We start from the raw sequence: 19,700 nt of genomic DNA on the forward strand, positions 1-19,700 counted from the left end.
CCGTTAAGGCGCATCAGGGCTCGTCGCAGCCTGCGATGTTCCGGTCGGCATCCCGCTCGAAGGTCGAGGTGGTCAGCGCGTCGGGGATCCGCTCGGCGATCATTAGAAAGGGGCCTTGCATGGTGTTGGGGGCGAGCAGGGCCAGGCTGCCGCGGCGGAGGGCGCCGTCGCTCTCAACCAGGTGGCCGCGGCACCTACTGCGGCAGGCGACGATGACAGAAGGCCGTCAAACGCCCTTTTGCTGCTCACGAAGCTGGTCCACCCAGGCCCTCAGGTCCCCGACGGCCTTGAGCAGTTCGTCTGGGCGCAGGGGAGCAGCGTTCCGCCCGGGAGATGGATCGTGGGCTTCCGTCTGATCGCAGCACCGTTTGAAGCCGGCGGCGAAATCCTCGACGTTGGCAACGGTCAGGCTCGCCACCTTTCTCAGGTCCTTGGTGCTGATGTAGTCGCGGTGCCTTTGGATGACACAGTTGAAGGCCACCTCCTCAAGGGCCCGTTCCCACGTACTTCGTAACCTGCTGAAGAAGTGGGAGGCCGCAGCCCCGTACTCATCATCCCGATTGTCGTCGTAGAGGACCTTGGCCGCCCGCGCGTCCTTCTCAAGAGCGTCGAGGCGCTCCCGGACCTTAGCCCCGATCCAGGGCAGTCCCTGGTTCACGACGCCCGCGCCGACAGAGGTGTGGGTGAGCGAGATCAGGGAGACCGGGATCCTGCCGTCGATTGACAGCGCATGCAGGTCGTTCAGGAAGACGAGGTCATGCGTGAAGACGATAATCTGCCGGACGCCCCCTTCCTCGACCAGCCGCTCGGCGACCTTGCGCCGCCACCGATGGTCCAGCGAGGAGACCGGATCGTCGAAGACCAGCGTCGATCCATGAGCCGCGGTAGCGAGCTCGGTCAGGAAGGCGGCCAGGGCCACGCAGGTCTGCTCGCCCTCGCTCAGGATCTCGCCGACCTTCGCCCTCTCGTTGGCGAACAGCCGGACCTGGTACTGCGGGGAGCCGTACCTGCCGCCCGAACGGACGATGTCGACCCTCACCCTGTGGGCGGCCAGCTTCTGGATCTCTTCCTGAAAGCGATCGCGGACCTTCGGCGTGATGACCTTGTCGGCGATCGTGTTGCCGAGCGTCGTGATGGCATTCGTCGCCATCTCGGACAGGCAGTCCTTCAAACCCGCCAGCTCGCTCAGCCGTGCCACCTCGATCCTCGCCTTCGGCAGCAGTGCCTCCAAGAGTGCGCGGTCACGCAACTCGTCCCGTTCCGCAACCAGCCGTACCCGACCGGCGGGATCGACCGCCGTCAGAAGCTCCTTGGCATAGGCCTGCGTATCATCCGCAAGAGTCGTTAGCGTGCCGATGATGCCGGCCGCAACCACGGGCATTGGACCCGCGCCGCGGTCGGCGAGTGCCCGCGTGCAGATCCATCGCCGAAGCCGGACGGTCGCCAGCCCGCGCAGGATCGCGGCGGCGACATCCGGATGGGTCACCGACAGCTGGCGGCGCAGCGGAAACCCGGACATCCGCAGCGACAGACCCGACAGCTTCCCCAGGGCCTCCTCGTAGGCCACCTCGGCCTTCCGCGCCTCGCGCTCGCTGTCGGCCTTCACGAACTCCTCAAAGGTCAGCTTCAGATCCCCGGTCCCTTCGGAGATCGGCTGGTGGCAGAGCACGCAGACCGCTTCCGCGTCCGTCCGCGGGAAGTCGTGCCCCTCGTAGGCGACATGCTCCGAGTAATGCCGCGCCGCGTCCCATAGGGCTCGCCAGGTCGCCTCCCCGACCCCCTTCAGGGCGCTTCCGCCGAAGGCGCGTTCGGCCGCGAGCGAGGCGGCGGAGCGTTTGGAGCGGGCGGTCCCGGCGAGCGCCGCAAGCTGCGTGAGCTCCGCATCCGACACCGCCCCGAAGACCCTATCAAGCTCCTCGGAGAGGCGGCGTACGGCCCGGGCCAGCTCGCGCTGCTCCCCCGAGGCCCGGACCGGGTCGCGGGCCAGGTCCTCCTCAAGCCGGCGAAGCCTTGCGCGCTCCTCCGCTGACAGGTTCGACAGCTTCTCCAGGGGTCCGAGGTCGGTACCCGGAGCGAGCGCGCCGAGAAGCCGCCCGACCCGGGTCCCAGACCCGAACGCGGGTTCCGTGAACGCCGAATCCCGCGCCTGCTCAAGCGCCCCCTGTTCCGCCGTCAGCGCCGTGCGGATCGCTTGGCAGACGCCGGCGAGCTCATCGGGGATGTCGAGCCCGAACGGACGGAACGCGACCTCGTTCCTCTCGCGCACATGGACCATTCCGCATTCGCGGTCGAAGACGCTGACGCTGGAAAGGAGGGCGTGGGGAGAGCCCGCGTCGGTCCAGGCCAGCGGCGCGATCGGATCGCCCGATACGACGCATCCGATCGTGGCGGATCCCGCATCGGCACCGCCGCCGAAGGCGTTCGGCAGGATCTCGCCGGGGGAACGCGCGCGGCACGCCCGCTTCAGGATGCGGGCGTACCCGGATTTCCCCACCCCGTTGTCGCCGTAGACGATCGTGATCCCATCGGGTTGAAACTGGAGTTCCTGGCCGGGAGCCAGCCGATTGACACCCATGACGTCCCTGATCGAGGTTAGCGCCACCTTCTCGCTAGTGGTGGCCATGGACGGAACATGCTCGACGCCAAAGGGCGACGGGGTCACCTCGATCCCTGGGAAGCCGCATCCCCTCTTACAGAGTAGCGCAAGCTCGCGGTGATCGTCGGCGTCGAGGGTGCGCTTTGCCACGATGCGACGCAGAGCGTCCCGCTGCCAGTCAGGCTTATTCCTCGACCATTGTAGGATGATCTCGAAGACCGAACCCGTCGCCGCCATCGAGACCCATTCCCCCGCATGGGTTCGAGCTTAGCAGCAGGCCACGGATCTGTAAGGGGCGCCGACGTCGTCGCGGGCTCCGCCCCGTTAGTCCTCGGGTCGCCGCCTATAGGCCTTGTCCACTTTGTTGAAGAAGTTCACGTGGCTCAAGCGCATGTCCATCTTCCTGCGCGGCGTTAGAGCGTCAAAGGGCTTCTTTTAGAGCGTCACGCTACCCACACTTCGTCGATCAGGTCGCCCGCGCCCAAGCCGCCCAGGTCATCTCAGCCACCCGCCGCCTCCTCGGCATCCGCAACGACCGCATCATCAAGAGCTACGACGCGTCCCGGGGCGCGGCGATGGCCGACCGGACCCGCGACGACGCGGCCCAGCAACTCGCCGTCGCTCATGCCGGCACGATGGACGCCTTCTGCGAGCGGGTGAAGAAGGTCGTTCCCTCGGCCAAGCCGTGCCGCCTCAGCTACCGCGAGGGGATAAAGGATTCCCACGGCTAGACCGAGTTGAGGGCCGGGCACCTAGTACTGCTGTGTCACAAAATTTTCTATGTTCCTGATATTGCTCACTCTTTCTCGGCGCGGCAGCGAGAGAAAAACGCAGGTTCTGCAGTCTGTTATGGGCTTCGTGACACAGTCGTACTAGTGGTCGGAACCTGACGCTTGGTACTCATCCGTGAACGTCCGAGAAGGGTGGCAAGCAGCTTGGCTGCTTTCAGTCGCAAGACGTTCTAAAGCGGACCAAGGATGAATCACCGTCTCCGGACGGTCGGTCCAACTCATCTCAGGGTCGAATTTTGTTAAAGCCGGATGCCGACTTCATCAGAGGCGATGCCACCGGCGCGAAAGTGCTCTGCCTCGGGAGACAGCGTGATTCACGATTGCAAAGCCCCGGTCACGCGACGTCTCGTGCTGGTCCGGCATGGCCAGAGCGTAGCCAACCGATCCGGCCTGTTCACGGGATTGCTGGACTCGCCCTTGACCGAGCAGGGCCGGATGGAAGCCGAGGCAGCCGGCCGGCGTTTGGCCGAGCGCCGCTGGCGCTTTTCTGTTGCCTTCACCTCGACGCTGACGCGGGCCGTCGTGAGCGGCCGGCTTATCCTCGATGCGCTCGGGCAACCCGGATTAATCCCCCAACGCTTCGCCGCGCTCGACGAGCGAGACTACGGCGACCTCAGCGGGCTCGACAAGACCACCGCCGATGCGCGCTGGGGGGCGGTGCGGATTGAGACCTGGCGCCGCTCCTACGCTGATGCGCCGCCGAATGGTGAGAGCCTGCGCGACACTGTCGCGCGCATCGTGCCCTGCTACCTCCGATCCATCCTACCGGCGGTCATGGGCGGGGACGTGCTGGTCGTCGCCCACGGTAATTGCCTGCGGGCGCTTGTGATGGCGCTCGAAGACCTCAACCCGGCGGAGGTCGAGCACCTCGAACTCGCGACGGGCTCCGTCAGGATCTATGAGTTTGCCGCGGACACGACGATCAAGGCACGCTGGATTGACGGGTGAATGCGCTTGTCGGCCCCCCAGAATGGATCTCCGCAAGCCGCGAAGGGGCCCCTTTTCATCTATTCCGTTGATGGGAAACATCTGATCATTCCGTTGGAGTGAATGAAAGGGACATGGGATTCTCTGGCATCACATCGGAGCCATCCATGTCCATGCCCAGACTTTTCTCCCACCCTCGATCGATGGGCGCCTTGGCCGGCACGAAAGCCATCCTTCCGGGACTGGGCCTCTGCGTGGCGGTCACCGCCGCAGCGGTCGGCTTCGAGGCCGTCGAGGCGCATCTGTTCGGTCGCGCCTGGCTCGAAGCCCTGGTGCTGGCGATCCTGCTCGGCAGCGCGATCCGCACGGCCTGGACCCCGTCGCAACGTTTCTTTCCCGGCATCGCCTTCGGGGCCAAGACCGTACTGGAGATCGCGGTTGTTCTTCTCGGGGCCTCGCTCAGCCTCGCGACGATCTTGGCGGCCGGTCCGGGTCTGCTCTTCGGCATCGCGGGCGTCGTCACGGTGGCGATCCTGTCGAGTTACGGCATCGGTCGGGCGCTCGGGCTGCACCCGCGCATGGCGATCCTCGTCGCCTGCGGTAACTCGATCTGCGGCAACTCGGCCATCGCCGCCACGGCGCCGGTGATTGGTGCCGACGGCGAGGACGTCGCCGCCTCCATCGCCTTCACCGCGGTTCTAGGCGTGCTGGTGGTGCTCGGGCTGCCGCTACTGGTGCCCCTGCTCGGTCTCTCGCCGATGCAGTACGGGGTGCTCGCCGGCCTCACCGTCTACGCTGTTCCGCAGGTTCTCGCCGCCACCGCGCCGGTCGCGGCACTCAGCGTCCAGGTCGGAACCCTGGTGAAGCTCGTCCGGGTGCTGATGCTCGGCCCGGTCGTCCTGGTGCTCTCGCTCGGCGCGAGCCGGCTGGGCGAGAAGACCGACGAGGCCGCCCCCGGCGTCACAGCCGGCGACCGCCCGGCCCGCGCCAGCCTCGCGATCCACCGCCTGGTGCCGTGGTTCATCCTCGCATTCCTCGCGCTCGCGGGACTTCGCTCGGCCGGGCTGATCCCGCAGGTCGCGCTCGCGCCGATGTCGGAGACCGCCAACGTGCTGACCGTGGTCTCGATGGCGGCGCTCGGCCTCGGGGTCGACGTGCGCAGCGTCGCCAAGGCCGGGGCGCGGGTGACGCTGGCGGTAGTCGCCTCGCTCCTCGCGCTCGGCGCCGTCAGCCTCGGCCTGATCCACGTGCTGGGCCTTGTCTGATCCGGGTGTGGATCCGGCTCCACCACCGATCCAGGTTTTCATCCGGCGCGATGCCCCGAAGAAATCCGGATTAAGCGGGAGATTGAAAATTCTCGAATCATCGCACCGGGAGATCGTTCGCATCGCGAAAGACCGTTGGAGGGAATAAATCGCTTTCCGTAGCATCTCCCTTGTCGCGAGGAATCGCCACGAGGCCCGATGCGCTCGAACGCATCGACGCCGACATTCTTCAAGGGGAGAGACCATGCACGGATTGGACAGACCGACGAACCGCCGCCTCGTCCTGGGTGGACTCGGGCTCGGCAGCCTCGGCGCCGCGTTGCCGGCCTGGGCCGCGGGCTCGGTGAAGCTGCCGCTGCCCGGCGGCCCGGACGAGCGGGCGCTGACCACCGCCTTTCCGGGCAAGGGCGAGATGATCCTCCAGCGCACCCATCCGCCGCTGCTGGAGACGCCGTTCTCGGTGTTCGACGCGGGCGTGTTCACCCCCAACGACCGCTTCTACGTGCGCTGGCACTGGGCCTCGATCCCGACCGAGGTCGATGCCGGCACCTTCCGGCTCAAGGTCCACGGCCATGTGGAGAAGGAACTCTCGCTCTCCCTCGATGCCATCGCCGGCCTGCCGCGCTTCGAGATCGCCGCGGTCAACCAGTGCTCGGGCAATTCACGCGGGCTGTTCGAGCCGCGGGTGCCCGGCGCGCAATGGGCCAACGGCTCAATGGGCAACGCCCGCTGGACCGGGGTGCGCCTCAAGGACGTGCTCGAAAAGGCCGGGGTGAAGGCCGGTGCCGTGCAGGTGCGCTTCAACGGCCTCGACGAGCCCGTGGTCGACGACGCGCCGGACTTCAAGAAGTCCCTCGATCTCGACCACGCCAACAATGGTGAGGTGATGATCGCCTACGCGATGAACGGCGAGCAGCTCCCGCTGCTCAACGGTTTCCCGCTCCGGCTCGTGGTGCCGGGCTGGTACTCAACCTACTGGGTCAAGATGCTGTCCGACATCGAGGTGCTGGACAAGCCCGACGAACAATATTGGATGAAGACCGCCTACCGTATTCCCGACGTGCCGGGTGCTAACATCAAGCCCGGGCAGACAGGGTTCAAGACAGTGCCGATTAACAGGATGGTGCCGCGCTCGTTCGTCACCAACCTGACCGACGGCGCCAAGGTGGCGGCCGGAACGCCGGTGGCCATCCGCGGCATCGCGTTCGGCGGCGATTGTGGGGTGAAGGCGGTCGAGTTCTCCGGCGACGGCGGGGCGACGTGGTTCCCGGCGCAACTCGGTGCCGACGAGGGCCCCTACAGCTTCCGCCGCTTCGACGGCAGCCTGCCGGCGCTGGCCGCCGGGACCCACACGGTCAGGGTCCGCTGCACCAATACCAAGGGCGTCGCGCAAGGCATGGACCGAGTCTGGAACGCCAACGGCTTCATGCAGAACGGCATCGAGACCGTGTCCTTCCAGGCCGCTTGAGGAGAACAGCCATGAACACAATTCGCCCTGCGGCCCTCATCGCCGCGCTCATCCTGTCTCCCCTGGTGGCGCTCGCGGCGCCTGCTCCCGAGCCGATGCGCTTCAGTTCGCAATCGATCGAATTTCCGACGTCCGACCGGATCTTTCCGGACGGGCCGGGAGCCGAGGCGGTCAATAACAATTGCCTCGCCTGCCACTCGGCCGGGATGGTGCTGACCCAGCCCAAGCTCACGAAGGCGCAGTGGACCGAGACCGTGAACAAGATGGTCCACGTCTACAAAGCGCCGGTCGATCAGGCCGATGTGCAGACCATCGTCGATTACCTCACGGCGTTGAAGCCCACGCCCTGAACCCTCGAATCCCGAGGCCGCCGTGCTTTTTTCGCCGGCCTCGGGGAATAGACCGCCCTCGCTGGCATCTCCCTAAGGCGATGCACGGCCTGACCGGTCCCGCACGACGCAATCCGATTTCGAACTCGCCCGCACGGCCGGCCCCAGGCCGTCGAACGAGGGCGCATGCCCGAGAGACACGCTTCATGACCCACGTCCGTACCAGCCTCCGCGCCCTCCTCGCCGGAGCTGCCTTGCTCCTCACCCAGAACCAACCTGGATTCGCCGCCGGCTTCGACGGCGCAATCAAGAACAACGCGCTCGCCCTGAACGCCGCCGGCACGGTCGCCGCGGTGTCGAACAGCGAGGAGAGCGCCGTCATCGTCTACGACGTCGCCAAGGGCACGGTGCTCCGCCGCCTCGACGGCTTCGTCACGCCGCGCAACATCGTGTTCGCGCCGGACGGCGCCCGCTTCTACGTCTCCGACAGCGGCACGGGCCGGATCACGGTCTACGAGACCGGCACCGGCAAAGAAGCCGGCGTTCTTGCCGCGGGCCCCGGTGCGTTCGGCACGGTGCTCTCGGCCGACGGGACAAAGCTCTACGTCAACAACGAGGCCGCGAGCACGCTGACCGTGTTCGACACCAAGACCATGCTCGCAGTCGCCGTGATCCCCGGCTTTGCGCAGCCGCGCCAAGGCGTGAAGCTGTCGCCGGACGGCAAGACCGTGTTCGTGACGAACTTCCTCGGCGACAAGATCACGTTGGTCGACACCGCCACCAACAAGATCACCAGCGAGATCGCCGGGTTCGACAAGCTGCGCGCCATCTCGATCACCAAGGACGGCAAGACGCTGTTTGCCGCCAACAGCGGCCGCAACACCGTCAGTGTGGTCGATGTCGCCGCCCGCAAGGTCACGTCAGAAGTCGCGGTGGGCAAGGACCCCTACGGTGCCGCGCTGACCCCGGACGGGCGCTTCGTCTATTCGGGCAACCTCAAGGACAACTCGCTCTCGGTGATCGACACCGACACGCTCAAGGTCGTCGCCACGGTGACCGGGCTGAACGAGCCGCGCCAGGCGATCGCATTCTCCAGTGACAACGCCCACGCGTACGTCCTCAACCGCGACCTCAGCGTGGCCGTGGTCGACCGCGCGAAGAACGCGGTGGTTTCGACGATGAAGCCGTGAAGCGTCGCGCGCCGGGTGCCTTTCGGCGCCCGGCGCGTTCTCGATCTCGACACGTCGCGAACGCAGGACAAAGACCCCATGCTCGGCCTGTTCCAGCGCAAGGACCGCCTCATCGTCCACGGAAAGACGCCCTACAACGCCGAGCCGCCGCTCGATCGCCTGCGGGCCGCCTTCCTGACTGATCAAGCCGACTTCTACGTCCGCAGCCACGGCGACATCCCGGACCTCGACGCCGACGGCTACCGCCTGACCGTCGACGGGATGGTCGCGACGCCCCTCGACCTCTCCCTCGCCGATCTCAAAGAACGCTTCGCGCCCGTCACCGTGACGGCGGTGATGCAATGCGCCGGCAACCGCCGGGCCGACATGCTGGCGGTGGCCCCGGTCTCCGGCGACCCGTGGGCGCCCGGCGCCATCGGTAATGCGGAATGGACCGGCGTGCGGCTCGCCGACGTGCTGCGCGCGGCCGGCATCAAAGCGGATGATGAGCGCCACGTCGCCTTCGAGAGCCACGACCGGATCGCGGACACGGACACGCGCTTCGGCGCCTCGATCCCGCTCGCCAAGGCGCTGGCGCCCGAGACGCTGCTTGCCTTCGCGATGAACGGCGAGCCTCTCGCCCCCGAGCACGGCCATCCGTTACGCGTGGTGGTGCCGGGCTTTGCCGGCATCCGCAGCCCGAAATGGCTCGCCCGGATCACGGTGCAGGACCGGCCCTCCGACAACCCGATGCAGGCCGACGACTACAAGCTGTTTCCGCCCGACGTGACGGCCGAGACCGCCGACCCGGCCCACGGCATCACCATCGAGGCGATGCCGTTGAACAGCGCGATCTGCGAGCCCGCCCGCGGCGCTGCGTTGAAGGCCGGCCGGCACGCGATCCGCGGCTACGCCATCGCCAGCGACCGCGCGGTCGCCCGCGTCGACGTCTCGACGGATGGCGGCCGCAGCTGGGCGCAAGCCCGGATCAAGCGCGATGCCGACGCGCCCTACGCCTGGACGTTCTGGGAGATCGAGCGCGAACTGACCGCGGGCGAGCACGAGCTCGCGGTGCGGGCCTGGGATTCCGCCGGCCAGACCCAGCCGGCCGCCCCCGACGACACCTGGAACTACAAGGGTTACCTCAGCGCCGCCTGGCACCGGGTGCGAGTGACGGTGGCCTGACCCTCACGCCCAGAGCAGGGCGGTGGCCGCGAGGCCGGAGATCGCGATGAGCAGGGCCGCAATCCCGACGGTGAGGAGGCGCGGCATCATCGGGATCTCGGAATGGGCGAGCCGTGCCCGGATCGCCCGGTCCCGCCACACGGCGCCGGCGAATGAGGCGAGCGCGCAGCCGATCAGCGTCAGCGACAATACCTTCAGCGGCCAGACCGCGAGCACCTCCCGCAGGAAGCGCTGCGCGGCGAGGCCGACGCCTAGGAACGCGAGCCCGGTGCGAAGCCACGCCACGAAGGTGCGTTCGGCCGCTAGAACCGTCCGATCCTCGGCGAGTCTCACCCGGGGATCGTCGGGGGGCACGGGTTTCGCGAGCTCGCTCATCCGGCATTCGCTGTCGCGATCAGGTCGAGAAGCGCGTCGGCGGCCCGGCTGCGGTAGCGCTCCTTGTGGCGCAGCACCCGGAACGGCCGGCTCGGTAAGTCGAACGCCGCCCGGACCAGGGTCCCGGCCCGAAGCGCGGCGGCGACCACGGTCTCGGACAGGACGGCGGCCCCGCCCCCGGCCTCGACGGCGGCGCGGACCGCCTCGTTAGAGGGCAGTTCGAGCGTGACCCGAAGCTGGGCGGCTGCGAGGCCGGCCGCACCCAGGGCCGCCTCGAAGGCCGAGCGGGTTCCCGATCCCGCCTCGCGCAGCACCCAATCGACCCCGGCGAGGTTTTCGGGTTCGAGGTGGGTCGCCTCGGCGAAGGCATGGCCAGGGGCGACCACGAGGACCAGTTGGTCCTGCGCGATGGTCGTGCTCGCGAGCGTCGGGTCGTCCAGCGCCCCCTCGACAAAGCCGAGTTCGGCCTGCCCCGCGCGCACCGCGTCGGCGGCGTCGGTGGTGTTGCCCACCGCCAACCGGATGGCGATCTCAGGGTAGGCCCGGCGGAAGGCGACGAGGTGGCGCGGCAGCCAGTCGCTGGCGATGGTCTGGCTGGCATAGAGGGCCAGCGTCCCGCGTCGCATGCCACTGAGGTCGGCGAGCACCAGTTCGGCGGCCTCGGCCCGGGCGAGTACGGCGCGGGCCTCGACGAGGAACACGCGTCCCGCCTCGGTCAGCTCGATCCCGCGGCCGACCCGGTGAAACAGCTTGGTGGCGTGCCGCCCCTCGATGTTGGCGATCGCCGTGCTGACTGCCGACTGGACGAGGTTCAGCGCCTCTGCAGCCCGGGTCACGTGCTGCCGCTCCGCCACGGCCACGAAGATGCGGAGTTGGTCGAGGGTCATGGTTGCCGCGGCGGAACCGGCAATCCACGGACCTGCGCGTCAACCGCCTGCGCGACGGTCAACAGCCGCGCCTCGTCGGTGCGACCCGTCACGACGTAGGACATGCCGCCATCGACCCAGGAGAAGGCAGCGACATCGCCCTCGCGGGCGAAGCGGAACACCGTGCGGCCATCCGCATCGCCCACGCGGCTGTAGAGCGTCAGCCGGGTGCCGTGATCGTCATCGTACATCAGCATCGCGGCGGATTCGGAACCCGCCGGCAGCAGCCGGCCGCCCATCAGGCGGAAGCCGTAGGCCGTGAGGTCGGGGGTGGTCACCGCCCGGCCGAGGCGCTTCGAGAGCCACGTCACGAGGTGCGGCTTCTCGTCGGCGCGCACCTCCACCGGATGCACCGCCTCGACCACGTAGGTGCGGAAGGCCGCCACTGCGTCGTCGGTCGCCGGCTCGGTTCGCGCGAGCGTGACCGTGGGTACCTGCCGCACGGCATGGCCGAACCAGCCGGCGGCACCGCCGACCGCGAGGCAGAGCACGGCCGCAGCCGCGACCGGAAGCCAGCGCCCGGTTATCGGGCGATGTCGCGAGCGGATATTGGCGACCCTGAGCCGCGCCGGGATCGCCTCCTCGGCGATCGGCGCGAGGCGGGCACGCAAGCGCTCGCGCAAGGCGCGATCCGCCGAGACCTCGGCCGCCCGCGCGGGATTTCCCCTGAGCCATGCCTCGACCAGCGCCTGCCGCTCCGGTTCCAGACGACCGTCGATCAGGCCGTGCAGGTCGTCCTCGCCGACCGGGCGCGGATCCCCGCTCATTTTACCCTCCTCAACAAGCCGGTTCGGCCCGTTTCCAGAAAACTTCGCATCCGCTCCCGGGCTCGGCTTAACCGCGACATCACCGTGCCGAGCGGTACTCCGAGCACCTGGGCCGCTTCCGCATAAGACAGATCCTCAACCGCGACGAGCAGCAGCACCGAGCGCTGCTCCTCGGGCAGCGCATCGAGCCCGGTGAGCACGTCACGGGCTCCCATAGCGGTCTCGGGGTCGGCACCCGGATCAGGCACCTGCTCCAAAGCCTCCGCGCCGAGATCGACGCCGCGCCGGCCCCGGCGTCGAACAGTGCCGAGGAACAGGTTGCGCTCGATCGTGAACAGCCAGGCCCGCAGGTCGCCGTCGCGGCGGCGTCCGGACCAGCCGGACAACGCCCGCTCCAAAGTGTCCTGGACGAGGTCGTCCGCCGCTTCGCGGTCCCGTAACAGCGCGACGGCGTAGCGCCGCAACGCTGGGATCTGCGGTTCGATGAGGGCAGCGATCTCGTCCACGAGGCTTTACCGATCAGGGCTTGGCGATGTGCCATGCACCGTTGAGGAATCCGTCGCCGGTGATGTCGCCGGGCTTCGTATCCTTGGCGAAGGTGTAGAGCGGCTTGCCCTTATAGGCCCACTGCATCGTGCCGTCGTCCCGCGTCACCATCGTCCAGTCGCCACTAGCAGCCGAGCCGGGCGCCGCCATCAGGGCGGGCCAGTTGGCGGCGCAGGGGCCGTTGCACATCGACTTGCCGCCCATGTCCTTGTCGAAGGTGTAGAGGGTCATGCTCTTGGCATCGACGAGCGCCGGCCCCTTGGCAGTCTCGGCCGTCATCGCAGGCGCAGCGGCCTGGGCGGCGACGGCGGAGAAGGCGAAGGCCGCAAAGGCGGCGCGGATCAGCATGGTGCGCATGAGTGAGGTCTCCGGCGGTCGACCATGACCGCATTGGGAGAGATGCCGAACGGGCGCGTCTATTCCACTGACATTTGGAAAAGATCGATCACATCGGCAGGGCCGCGAATTCGTCCCCGGCCAGGGAATAAAACCGTTTCCCCGGCATCTCTCCCCTCGACAACGAACAGGGAGGACGGCTCATGCGCGGAGCATTGGGATTTGCGCTCACGGCCGCCGTGATGGCCGGCGGCCTCGTCGGCGGCCGGATGATGATGCCCCCGACGCTGGCCGCTGCCGAGCCGCCGGCCGTCGTCTCCGCGTCCTTCGACGCGGTGATGGCGCAGTCGATGACGCGGATGCATGCCGACATGATGGTCCCGCCCTCGGGCGATCCGGACCGCGACTTCGCCGCGATGATGATCCCGCACCACGAGGGCGCGATCGCGATGGCCCAGGCGGAGCTGCTCTACGGCAAGGATCCGGTCCTGCGCCGCCTCGCGCAGGGGATCATCGTCGAACAGGGCCAGGAGATCGCGGTGATGCGCCGGGCGCTCGCCGATCTCCCTCCCGCGCCGGATTCGTCCGCCGCAGCCGCCCACCTTCACCACCATGGCACGGCCCCTGCCGCCGAGATGCCTTCGGAGATCTGCCGATGAAGACCGCCCTCACCCTCCTCGCGCTCGCGCTGCTCTCCGGCTCGGCTCTCGCCGGGCAGGCCCCGGGCGCAGCCTCCGCACCGGACGTGCCGGTCAGCGGCAGGGACCGGTTCTACACCTCGGACCAGTTCTCCAACACGGTCTCGGTGGTCGATCCCGCCGCCAACGTCCTGCTCGGCGTGATCCGGCTCGGCGACCCGACGCCGATGAACCTGAGCCCGCTCTATCGCGGCCAGCTCCTCGTCCACGGCATGGGCTTCTCGCCCGACCACAGGACGCTGCTCGCGGTCTCGATCGGTTCGAACTCCGTGAGCTTCATCGACACGGCGACCAACACGGTCCGCCACACGGCCTATGTCGGCCGCGCGCCGCACGAGGCCTTCTTCACGCCGGACGGCCGGGAGGCCTGGGTGAGCGTGCGCGGCGAGGACTACATCGCCGTACTCGATGCCGCGACCGCCAAGGAGACGCGCCGGATCACCGTGCCGAACGGGCCCGGCATGACGATCTTCTCGCCGGACGGCGCCTACGGCTATGTCTGCTCCAGCTTCAGCCCCGAGACGGTGGTGATCGACACGAAGACCCACACCATCGTCGGGCGCGTGAAGCAGGAGAGCCCGTTCTGCCCCGACATCGCCGCGACACCGGACGGCAAGCAGGTGTGGTTGACCCTCAAGGATGTCGGCCGGACCCAGGTGTTCTCTGCGACGCCGCCCTTCGCGCCGCTGAAGACCATCGAGACCGGGCCGATCACCAACCACGTCAACATCGTCTCGACCAAGGCCGGCCAGTTCGCCTACGTGACGATCGGCGGCCTGAACCAGGTCAAGGTGTTCCGCACCGACGACTTCACCCAGGTCGCCACCATCCCGACCGGCGCCCTGCCGCACGGGCTCTGGCCCTCGGGCGACGGCAGCCGCGTCTATGTCGGCCTAGAGAACGCCGACAAGGCGGCGGTGATCGACACCGCATCGAACACCGTGATCGCCGAGGTTCCGATCGGCCAGGGGCCGCAGGGCGTGGCCTACGTCCCGAACGCCGTGCCGGAGGGGGACGGAAAGCAGAACCTCCAGCCGCTGGGCGCAGCCGGCAAGACCAGCGCGCTGACGCTCGCAGGCACCGATGGCAAGCCGGCGACGCAGGTGACCCTGTTCGACCAGGGCGTGCTGCAGACCCTGCAGGCCGCGGTCACGGGACTGGCGCCGAAGACGCCGTTCGTCCTGGCGCTCGCCGCCGATCCGAAGGGGGCCGCCGGCCTGGAGCCGCTCGCCGCCTTCATGACCAACCCGGCCGGCGCGGCCATCGTCAACGCCATCGGCCCGATCCGCCAGATCACCCGCACGGATGCCGGCGCGAGCCGGCGCTACCTCGTGGTGGTCTCGGGCAAGCCCGGTGAACTCGGCGGCGTCGTCCAGATGCAGACTGTGGATTGAACGGGCGGCCTCACGAGCGCGGGAAGCGGGAATCCGAGAGCATGCGTTCGCAGCGCGCGTCCGGCTGCAACGTCTGCTTTCGAGGCCGCCGTTAGATTGCTCCTATGACCTAGTTGGGTCGGAGGCGGAACGTCCGCTTCAGGGCGAAGGGTCAGGGTCCGCTTCCCACCAGTTGCGACTTCGCAGGTGGGTACCAAGCGTCAGGTTCGGACCACTAGATCGGGACACGCCCCGACCGGCAGCTTCTCCAGCGTAGAGGAAGGTGCCGCGAAGAGGCGACGCGTCAGTCGAGTGCTTTCGACCAGCTCATCTCCTCCCCCCGTTACTCCTATCCAGTGTAACGCGGAAATTGCGAACTTTCAGGCTTCAGGGATCCAGCCCGAGACGGGCCGCCAGGGCCGCTGAGACGGCCTCCCGGCGGTAGATGACGGGGTTCTTCCCGGCTGCTAGGCCCCGCTTTGTGCGTGCCTTGAGCGCGGCCGCCGCCGCTAGGATGACCGCACCCGCGTCGATCGGGCTCGCGAGGCGGTACCCCTTGGGAGCGCCTGCAATGACGACCGCCAGCCCGTCGGCGATCGCGCGGTCGAGCGTCGCCGGATCCGGCGCGCCCGCCTCCGCTGCCCGGGCGCGGGAGGCAGCCTTGGCGGCGCGGTTGGCCTCGCGTGCACGGGCGGCCGAGAATGAGGGGCGGGGAGTGCTCATGGGCGGATGATGCCGTGACGAGGTGCAAGGCACCATGACATGTCACGCCCTCGACACCCTCTCGGCACGCCCTCGTGCGCACCTCGTGCTGAGCGCAGCATTTCCTCAGCATATTTTTGGGCGTTTCAGTTTTCCACATCGGCGATTCATCAAGAGCGAAATCCGCAATCACTCAGGACGCGTGCTGCAGCACCCCCGGAAACGGATCGTTCACCATGCCGTGTGGATCCCTTCGACTTCGGGTTGACGGGGAGTCCCGGCCAGGCGCGAATTGAGTCGTGAGATCGCCCCGCCCGGAGAGAAGCCGATGTCCCACGAGACCCGTTCCTTCACCGTCGACAGCTCCTTCCGCGTCGCGCAGGGCCTCGCCCTCGGGCACTCCGCCGTGGCGGGGGCCTTCGACGGCCTGCGCGAGTTCCAGCGCCAGCGCGACCTCGCCGACCTCGGCGCCGTCGAGGCCGTCGCCCGGGAGCTCCACCGCGTCCGCCGGCTACTCGCTGCCGCGCAGGCCGAGACCGCCGCCGCGCGCGCCGAGGTCGCCACCCTGGAGCGCGCCGTCGACGGCGAGCGCGCCCGTGCCGACCGGGCCGAGGCGAACCTCGCTCGCCTCGTCGAGGCCGTCCGCGACGGCCGCATCCGGGCACAGTAAAGCCCGCCGGGGCGATCCGGCGGGCTCGGTCGTCGGCAGGGTCCGAGGCGTCAGCGGCGGGGGCCAGCCGGGGCGCTCGCGTAGCACTCCTCCATCGTGAGGCCTGCCAAGGCCAGCTTGTCGACGAGGTCCATCTCCTGCGCGGGCGCCGCCGCCTCAGCCGCCGGCTTGTTCCTGTTGCCGCCCGAGGACGATCCGCCCTTGCCGGCCGCGCCGTCCTTGCCCGCCGCCGTCTGGATCGGGAGCGCAACGATCGCCGCGGGCGTGACGAGGCCGAGCTCGCACCGCATGCGGCCTTCGGGACCGCCAAGGACATGCTGCTCCAGGATCCGCGCCGGCGCGCGCCACGCCGCGAAAAGTTGCTCGCGCGTCAGCCTGTCGAGCCACGCGGCGATGAGCGGCGGCAGGGCGGGGATCGCCTCGTCGCTGGGCTTCGTGCCGACGACCCGGCGCCGGGCGTGCTCGCGGATGAGCAGGCCGAGGACGTACTGGCCGTCGTCGATCGGGGCCTCGTCGTCCCCATCCCGATCGGCGAGCGCCGCCGCGGCCATCACCGCCGCCGGGTTGGGCGGGCCCCCGAAACCCAACATCCGGAAGGGGGCCGACAGGGCGGCGGCGAGGGCGGCGAGCAGGGCGTAGAGGATGCGCACGGGGCAGGTCCTTCGATCTGAGGGTGACGGGGGGAGCTTCACGCCGCGGGCAGCAACCCACCAGCCGGGGCCTCCCGGCTCGTCGCCGACGCGATGCCGAGGGCGCGGTAGGCGAGGTAGGGCGGCAGCTGCCGCCGATGCCCGTGCAGCAGCTGGAGGCCGTGCGCGGCCTCCAGCTCGCTGAGGCCGTCGCGCTCGGCCAAGGCGTGCCCGGTCCAGGAGGTCGCCTGCGAATAGCCGCGCCCGTTCTCCTCGGACGCCCAGTCCTCGTCGAGCTCGGCCAGGTACTTCAGGCCCTCGTGGACGGCGGCCCGGACGGCCGGGTCCTGGGCGCGGGCGAGCCAGTGCGGCATGGCCGGGCGGGCGAGGCGCGCCTCTGCACGCACCCTGTTGGCCTCAGCGGCCTCCAGCCACCGCTCGGCAATCCGCCCGCCGTACGCTGTCCAGGACGTCGCCGTCATCAGCTCACGCGCGGATGCCAGCTCCTTCCCCAGAGACCACAGCCGCTTCGCCACGAGGTCCTGCAAACGCTGGCGAATCGGTGCCGTCAGAACCTCGTCGGCCTCGGCCCGCTGTTCGGCCCGCCGGTCGGCCGCCCCGCGCCGGGCGCCCGCCTTGGCCAACGCCGCGTCGACGGCGGCCCTGAGCGCGGGCACGTCGACCTCGGCCTCGCTCGTCCACCAGCACGGCAGGAGCGTGCCGTCCGGCGAGCGGGCGTTCGCCTTGTCCGTCCAGCTGTAGCCGGCGCCGATCATCTCGGCGCGCGCCCCGCGATAGGCGTCCTGGAACGTCTGCGGGATGGCGTCGAGGACGTGGAGTAGGCGGGCGTTCCCGTAGCGCTGGCGCTCGCCGACCAGGCGCCAGGGCAGGTCTTCGAAATCCAACGGGGGAGCAGTCAACCAGGGCATGGGCGTGTCCACAGGATAAAATAGCTAACGCAGACTAATACGCAGCATAGTCATTTTCAATGGCGATATTGACATAAAGGTGCAGCTAATGCATATTGATCTGCGTTCACAAGGAGCCTCCCCGGTGCCCCGCCCCCCATGCCCCTCCATCCCCACAACTGGTCGCCCGACCTCGTCGAGCGCGTCAAAGCCGCTTGGCTCGCCGGCGCGTCGGCCGGCGTCATCTCGGCCGCCCTCGCCGCCGACGGCGTCCACCGTTCCGCTTCCTCGTTCATCGGCAGGATGCGCCGCGAGGGCTGCAGCTTCCTGGGCCCCGGCACCGGCAGGACCCGCCTTGCACGTAATCCCCACGAGGGCCCGCGGAAGGCCCCGAAGGCCGTCGTGGTTAAGGCCGCGCCGCCGCCCCCGCCGGCCCCGCGTTTCACCCCCCGCCCGAAGGCCTCCGACGTCGCCCTGCCGGAGAGCCGGCGGGTCGCGATCCTCGATGTCAGGGACGGCATGTGCCGCTGGATCGCCGGGGACCCGCGCCGGGACGCGCCGGCTTGCGGGCACCCCACCGATCTCGGCTCGCCCTACTGCCCGGGGCACCGCTGCATCGGCACCGTCGCCGCCCGGTCGCGCGGCGTGCCGTACATCCCGATGAGGAGGGCGGCATGACGAGCTGGTCGAGCCTCGCGCAGGACTATCAGCACGCCCTCGGCGAGGACGGGGGCCGGATCCCGCGCCGACGTTCGCGGACCGGGGCGTCATGAGGCGGCACACCGCCCGCAGGCCGGGCCCCTGCGAGCGCTGCCCCATCGGCCGCGGCGTGCAGCCGGGCGAGCGGTACCTCGTTCACGTCGGCCTCGACGAGGACCACCGCGACTTCTTCTACGCCCGCCACTGCGAGGCGATGCCCGATGCCTGCCGGGCCGCGATGCCCCGGGGCGAGGACCCGCACTGCGCCGCCGTGACGTACGGCCCCGACGAAATCCCCTTCTAGGAGACAGCCCATGGTCGACGTCCGTGCATTCTTCGCCCTCTCTGGGCCGCCTGACATTCCCGACGTCCTGAGTCCCGATCGCCCGATCCTGCACCCAGAGGCATTCGATCTCGGCCTGGAGCAGGGCACGAGCGATAGCGACGGCACCTCTCATCAAACGTGGCTCGGGCACGTCTGCACGAAGGTCGCAGCCTGCTTCGGTGGAGACACCCTCGGGCGGGAATGGATCGTCCTGCGCGTGTGGGCCGGGCATAGGTTCGTGCCGGTGGGCCATGAGGCCCCGCACCAGACTGCGCAGGGGTGGCGGCACGCCGGCTGCCTGGTTCACCACGCCATGAAGGTCAGGCAGGTAGAGCAGGTCGTCGGCGATGACGGCGAGCCGCAGTGGCGGCTCCTCTCGCGCGATCCGATCTTCGTCATCGAAGACCAGCCTCTCCGGGCTATCCGGGTGCGTGGCCTCCCACCGGCCGAGCAGTCCAGGCGTTATGCCCTGGAGAAGCGCCGCGAGAAGCTCCGGCTCAGGCTGCTCCAGAGGGGCGGATTTTGATGCCCTACCTCGATTCCGAGATCGTGACGCTGCGGGACGGCACCGCCTTCGCCGTCTACGAGGGCGACGGCGCGCCCATCGTCGCAACGCGCGTCGGTGACCCCGCCCTACCGCAGGGCCTCGCTGCCTACGGCATCGGCTACGGCCGCGCCGGCGAGGCGACGGTCCTCCACCGGGGGATGCCCGCCGAGACCATCCGCGAGTTCTGCCGTGCGCACGGCGGCGTCCAGTCGGCGGGCGCGGCCGCGCTGGAGATCCTGCGGCGGATGACGCCCGCACCTCCGCCGGCGCCCCTGCCGGTGTTCGCTCCTATGGACCGGGCGCCGCGGCCTACCGGCCCGGGCAGCCGCAAGGCCCGGGCCGCCGCGCAGCTGGCGGCGTACCACGCGGCCGTCCCGAGCGCGGCCCCGGTGTGGCGCGTGCCTAACGTCACGAGGCCTGCCGAACCCATGCCCCCTGACCTCGCAGCCACCCCGTCGCAGGAGTGATC

23 protein-coding genes are annotated in these 19,700 nt (G+C 69.1%); 14 read left to right on the forward strand and 9 right to left on the reverse strand.

The genetic code is table 11. The annotated features are described in order from the left end of the window. Window positions 1–226: 226 nt before the first annotated feature. Entirely contained in the window at window positions 227–2,833 is a 2,607-nt protein-coding gene (locus ASF49_RS22220) for an AAA family ATPase (RefSeq protein ID WP_055958950.1), read from the reverse strand. 338 nt (window positions 2,834–3,171) lie between these two features. On the opposite strand from ASF49_RS22220, the gene ASF49_RS24025 reads away from it, so the two are divergent. From ASF49_RS24025 to ASF49_RS22250, 7 genes are all read left to right on the forward strand, one after another. Then, the gene (locus ASF49_RS24025) at window positions 3,172–3,327 is read left to right on the forward strand and encodes a hypothetical protein (protein ID WP_156375892.1); all 156 of its coding nucleotides are present in this window, start codon (window positions 3,172–3,174) and stop codon (window positions 3,325–3,327) included. 369 nt (window positions 3,328–3,696) lie between these two features. After that, window positions 3,697–4,335: a 2,3-bisphosphoglycerate-dependent phosphoglycerate mutase gene (locus tag ASF49_RS22225; protein WP_055958948.1), complete on the forward strand. Its 639-nt coding sequence runs from the start codon at window positions 3,697–3,699 to the stop codon at window positions 4,333–4,335. Between the two features lie 182 nt (window positions 4,336–4,517). Further along, on the forward strand, window positions 4,518–5,579 hold the full coding sequence (locus ASF49_RS22230; RefSeq protein WP_055958946.1) for a YeiH family protein: 1,062 nt from the start codon (window positions 4,518–4,520) through the stop codon (window positions 5,577–5,579). A 244-nt stretch (window positions 5,580–5,823) separates the two neighbouring features. Beyond that, complete coding sequence (locus ASF49_RS22235; RefSeq protein ID WP_055958942.1) at window positions 5,824–7,047, forward strand: molybdopterin-dependent oxidoreductase; 1,224 nt, start codon at window positions 5,824–5,826, stop codon at window positions 7,045–7,047. A gap of 11 nt (window positions 7,048–7,058) precedes the next feature. Next, window positions 7,059–7,397 carry a c-type cytochrome gene (locus ASF49_RS22240; protein ID WP_055958939.1) on the forward strand — a complete coding sequence of 113 codons (339 nt, stop codon included), beginning with the start codon at window positions 7,059–7,061 and terminating at the stop codon, window positions 7,395–7,397. Between the two features lie 80 nt (window positions 7,398–7,477). After that, the gene (locus ASF49_RS22245) at window positions 7,478–8,566 is read left to right on the forward strand and encodes a beta-propeller fold lactonase family protein (protein WP_243214752.1); all 1,089 of its coding nucleotides are present in this window, start codon (window positions 7,478–7,480) and stop codon (window positions 8,564–8,566) included. Between the two features lie 78 nt (window positions 8,567–8,644). Then, window positions 8,645–9,730, forward strand: coding sequence for a molybdopterin-dependent oxidoreductase (locus ASF49_RS22250; RefSeq protein ID WP_055958933.1), 1,086 nt, complete (start codon window positions 8,645–8,647; stop codon window positions 9,728–9,730). Window positions 9,731–9,733: 3 nt separating this feature from the next. Here ASF49_RS22250 and ASF49_RS22255 read toward each other — a convergent pair whose 3' ends face one another. Genes ASF49_RS22255 through ASF49_RS22275 form a run of 5 tightly spaced genes read right to left on the reverse strand, consistent with a single transcriptional unit; the run spans window position 9,734 to window position 12,701 of the window. Then, window positions 9,734–10,105, reverse strand: coding sequence for a YidH family protein (locus ASF49_RS22255; RefSeq protein WP_055958930.1), 372 nt, complete (start codon window positions 10,103–10,105; stop codon window positions 9,734–9,736). Beyond that, window positions 10,102–10,992, reverse strand: coding sequence for a LysR family transcriptional regulator (locus ASF49_RS22260; RefSeq protein ID WP_055958927.1), 891 nt, complete (start codon window positions 10,990–10,992; stop codon window positions 10,102–10,104). The genes ASF49_RS22255 and ASF49_RS22260 overlap by 4 nt, the downstream gene beginning before the upstream one ends. After that, window positions 10,989–11,798, reverse strand: coding sequence for an anti-sigma factor family protein (locus ASF49_RS22265; protein WP_055958925.1), 810 nt, complete (start codon window positions 11,796–11,798; stop codon window positions 10,989–10,991). The genes ASF49_RS22260 and ASF49_RS22265 overlap by 4 nt, the downstream gene beginning before the upstream one ends. Next, window positions 11,795–12,304, reverse strand: a complete 510-nt coding sequence (locus tag ASF49_RS22270) for an RNA polymerase sigma factor (RefSeq protein ID WP_055958922.1) — start codon at window positions 12,302–12,304, stop codon at window positions 11,795–11,797. Before ASF49_RS22270 ends, ASF49_RS22265 begins: the two co-directional genes overlap by 4 nt. Window positions 12,305–12,317: 13 nt before the next feature. Continuing rightward, window positions 12,318–12,701, reverse strand: a complete 384-nt coding sequence (locus ASF49_RS22275; RefSeq protein WP_055958920.1) for a COG4315 family predicted lipoprotein — start codon at window positions 12,699–12,701, stop codon at window positions 12,318–12,320. A gap of 182 nt (window positions 12,702–12,883) precedes the next feature. Here ASF49_RS22275 and copM point away from each other — a divergent pair, with 182 nt between their 5' ends. Together copM and ASF49_RS22285 are read left to right on the forward strand one after the other, a co-directional pair. Continuing rightward, window positions 12,884–13,339: a CopM family metallochaperone gene (gene copM, locus ASF49_RS22280; RefSeq protein ID WP_055958917.1), complete on the forward strand. Its 456-nt coding sequence runs from the start codon at window positions 12,884–12,886 to the stop codon at window positions 13,337–13,339. Continuing rightward, window positions 13,336–14,772 (forward strand): YncE family protein, encoded by a 1,437-nt coding sequence (locus tag ASF49_RS22285; RefSeq protein WP_055958914.1) that lies wholly within the window; start codon window positions 13,336–13,338, stop codon window positions 14,770–14,772. The genes copM and ASF49_RS22285 overlap by 4 nt, the downstream gene beginning before the upstream one ends. A gap of 366 nt (window positions 14,773–15,138) precedes the next feature. Here ASF49_RS22285 and ASF49_RS22290 read toward each other — a convergent pair whose 3' ends face one another. Next, a complete protein-coding gene (locus tag ASF49_RS22290) occupies window positions 15,139–15,474 on the reverse strand; it encodes a hypothetical protein (protein ID WP_055958910.1) in 336 nt (111 codons plus the stop codon). Between the two features lie 307 nt (window positions 15,475–15,781). Between ASF49_RS22290 and ASF49_RS22295 the strand changes: the two genes are divergently transcribed. Beyond that, window positions 15,782–16,123 carry a hypothetical protein gene (locus ASF49_RS22295; protein ID WP_055958907.1) on the forward strand — a complete coding sequence of 114 codons (342 nt, stop codon included), beginning with the start codon at window positions 15,782–15,784 and terminating at the stop codon, window positions 16,121–16,123. A gap of 50 nt (window positions 16,124–16,173) precedes the next feature. On the opposite strand, the gene ASF49_RS22300 is transcribed toward ASF49_RS22295, so the two are convergent. Both ASF49_RS22300 and ASF49_RS22305 read right to left on the reverse strand, forming a co-directional pair. Next, entirely contained in the window at window positions 16,174–16,773 is a 600-nt protein-coding gene (locus ASF49_RS22300) for a hypothetical protein (protein WP_055958904.1), read from the reverse strand. Between the two features lie 38 nt (window positions 16,774–16,811). Then, window positions 16,812–17,681 carry a hypothetical protein gene (locus tag ASF49_RS22305; RefSeq protein ID WP_055958901.1) on the reverse strand — a complete coding sequence of 290 codons (870 nt, stop codon included), beginning with the start codon at window positions 17,679–17,681 and terminating at the stop codon, window positions 16,812–16,814. A 138-nt stretch (window positions 17,682–17,819) separates the two neighbouring features. On the opposite strand from ASF49_RS22305, the gene ASF49_RS22310 reads away from it, so the two are divergent. From ASF49_RS22310 to ASF49_RS22325, 4 genes are all read left to right on the forward strand, one after another. Further along, entirely contained in the window at window positions 17,820–18,338 is a 519-nt protein-coding gene (locus ASF49_RS22310) for a GcrA family cell cycle regulator (protein ID WP_055958898.1), read from the forward strand. A gap of 91 nt (window positions 18,339–18,429) precedes the next feature. Next, window positions 18,430–18,663 (forward strand): hypothetical protein, encoded by a 234-nt coding sequence (locus tag ASF49_RS22315; RefSeq protein WP_243214750.1) that lies wholly within the window; start codon window positions 18,430–18,432, stop codon window positions 18,661–18,663. Between the two features lie 10 nt (window positions 18,664–18,673). Beyond that, window positions 18,674–19,210: a hypothetical protein gene (locus ASF49_RS22320; RefSeq protein WP_055958895.1), complete on the forward strand. Its 537-nt coding sequence runs from the start codon at window positions 18,674–18,676 to the stop codon at window positions 19,208–19,210. Further along, window positions 19,210–19,698, forward strand: coding sequence for a hypothetical protein (locus ASF49_RS22325; RefSeq protein ID WP_055958892.1), 489 nt, complete (start codon window positions 19,210–19,212; stop codon window positions 19,696–19,698). Before ASF49_RS22320 ends, ASF49_RS22325 begins: the two co-directional genes overlap by 1 nt. Window positions 19,699–19,700: the final 2 nt, after the last annotated feature.

It is taken from the genome of Methylobacterium sp. Leaf104, assembly GCF_001422885.1.
Taxonomy (GTDB): Bacteria; Pseudomonadota; Alphaproteobacteria; order Rhizobiales; family Beijerinckiaceae; genus Methylobacterium.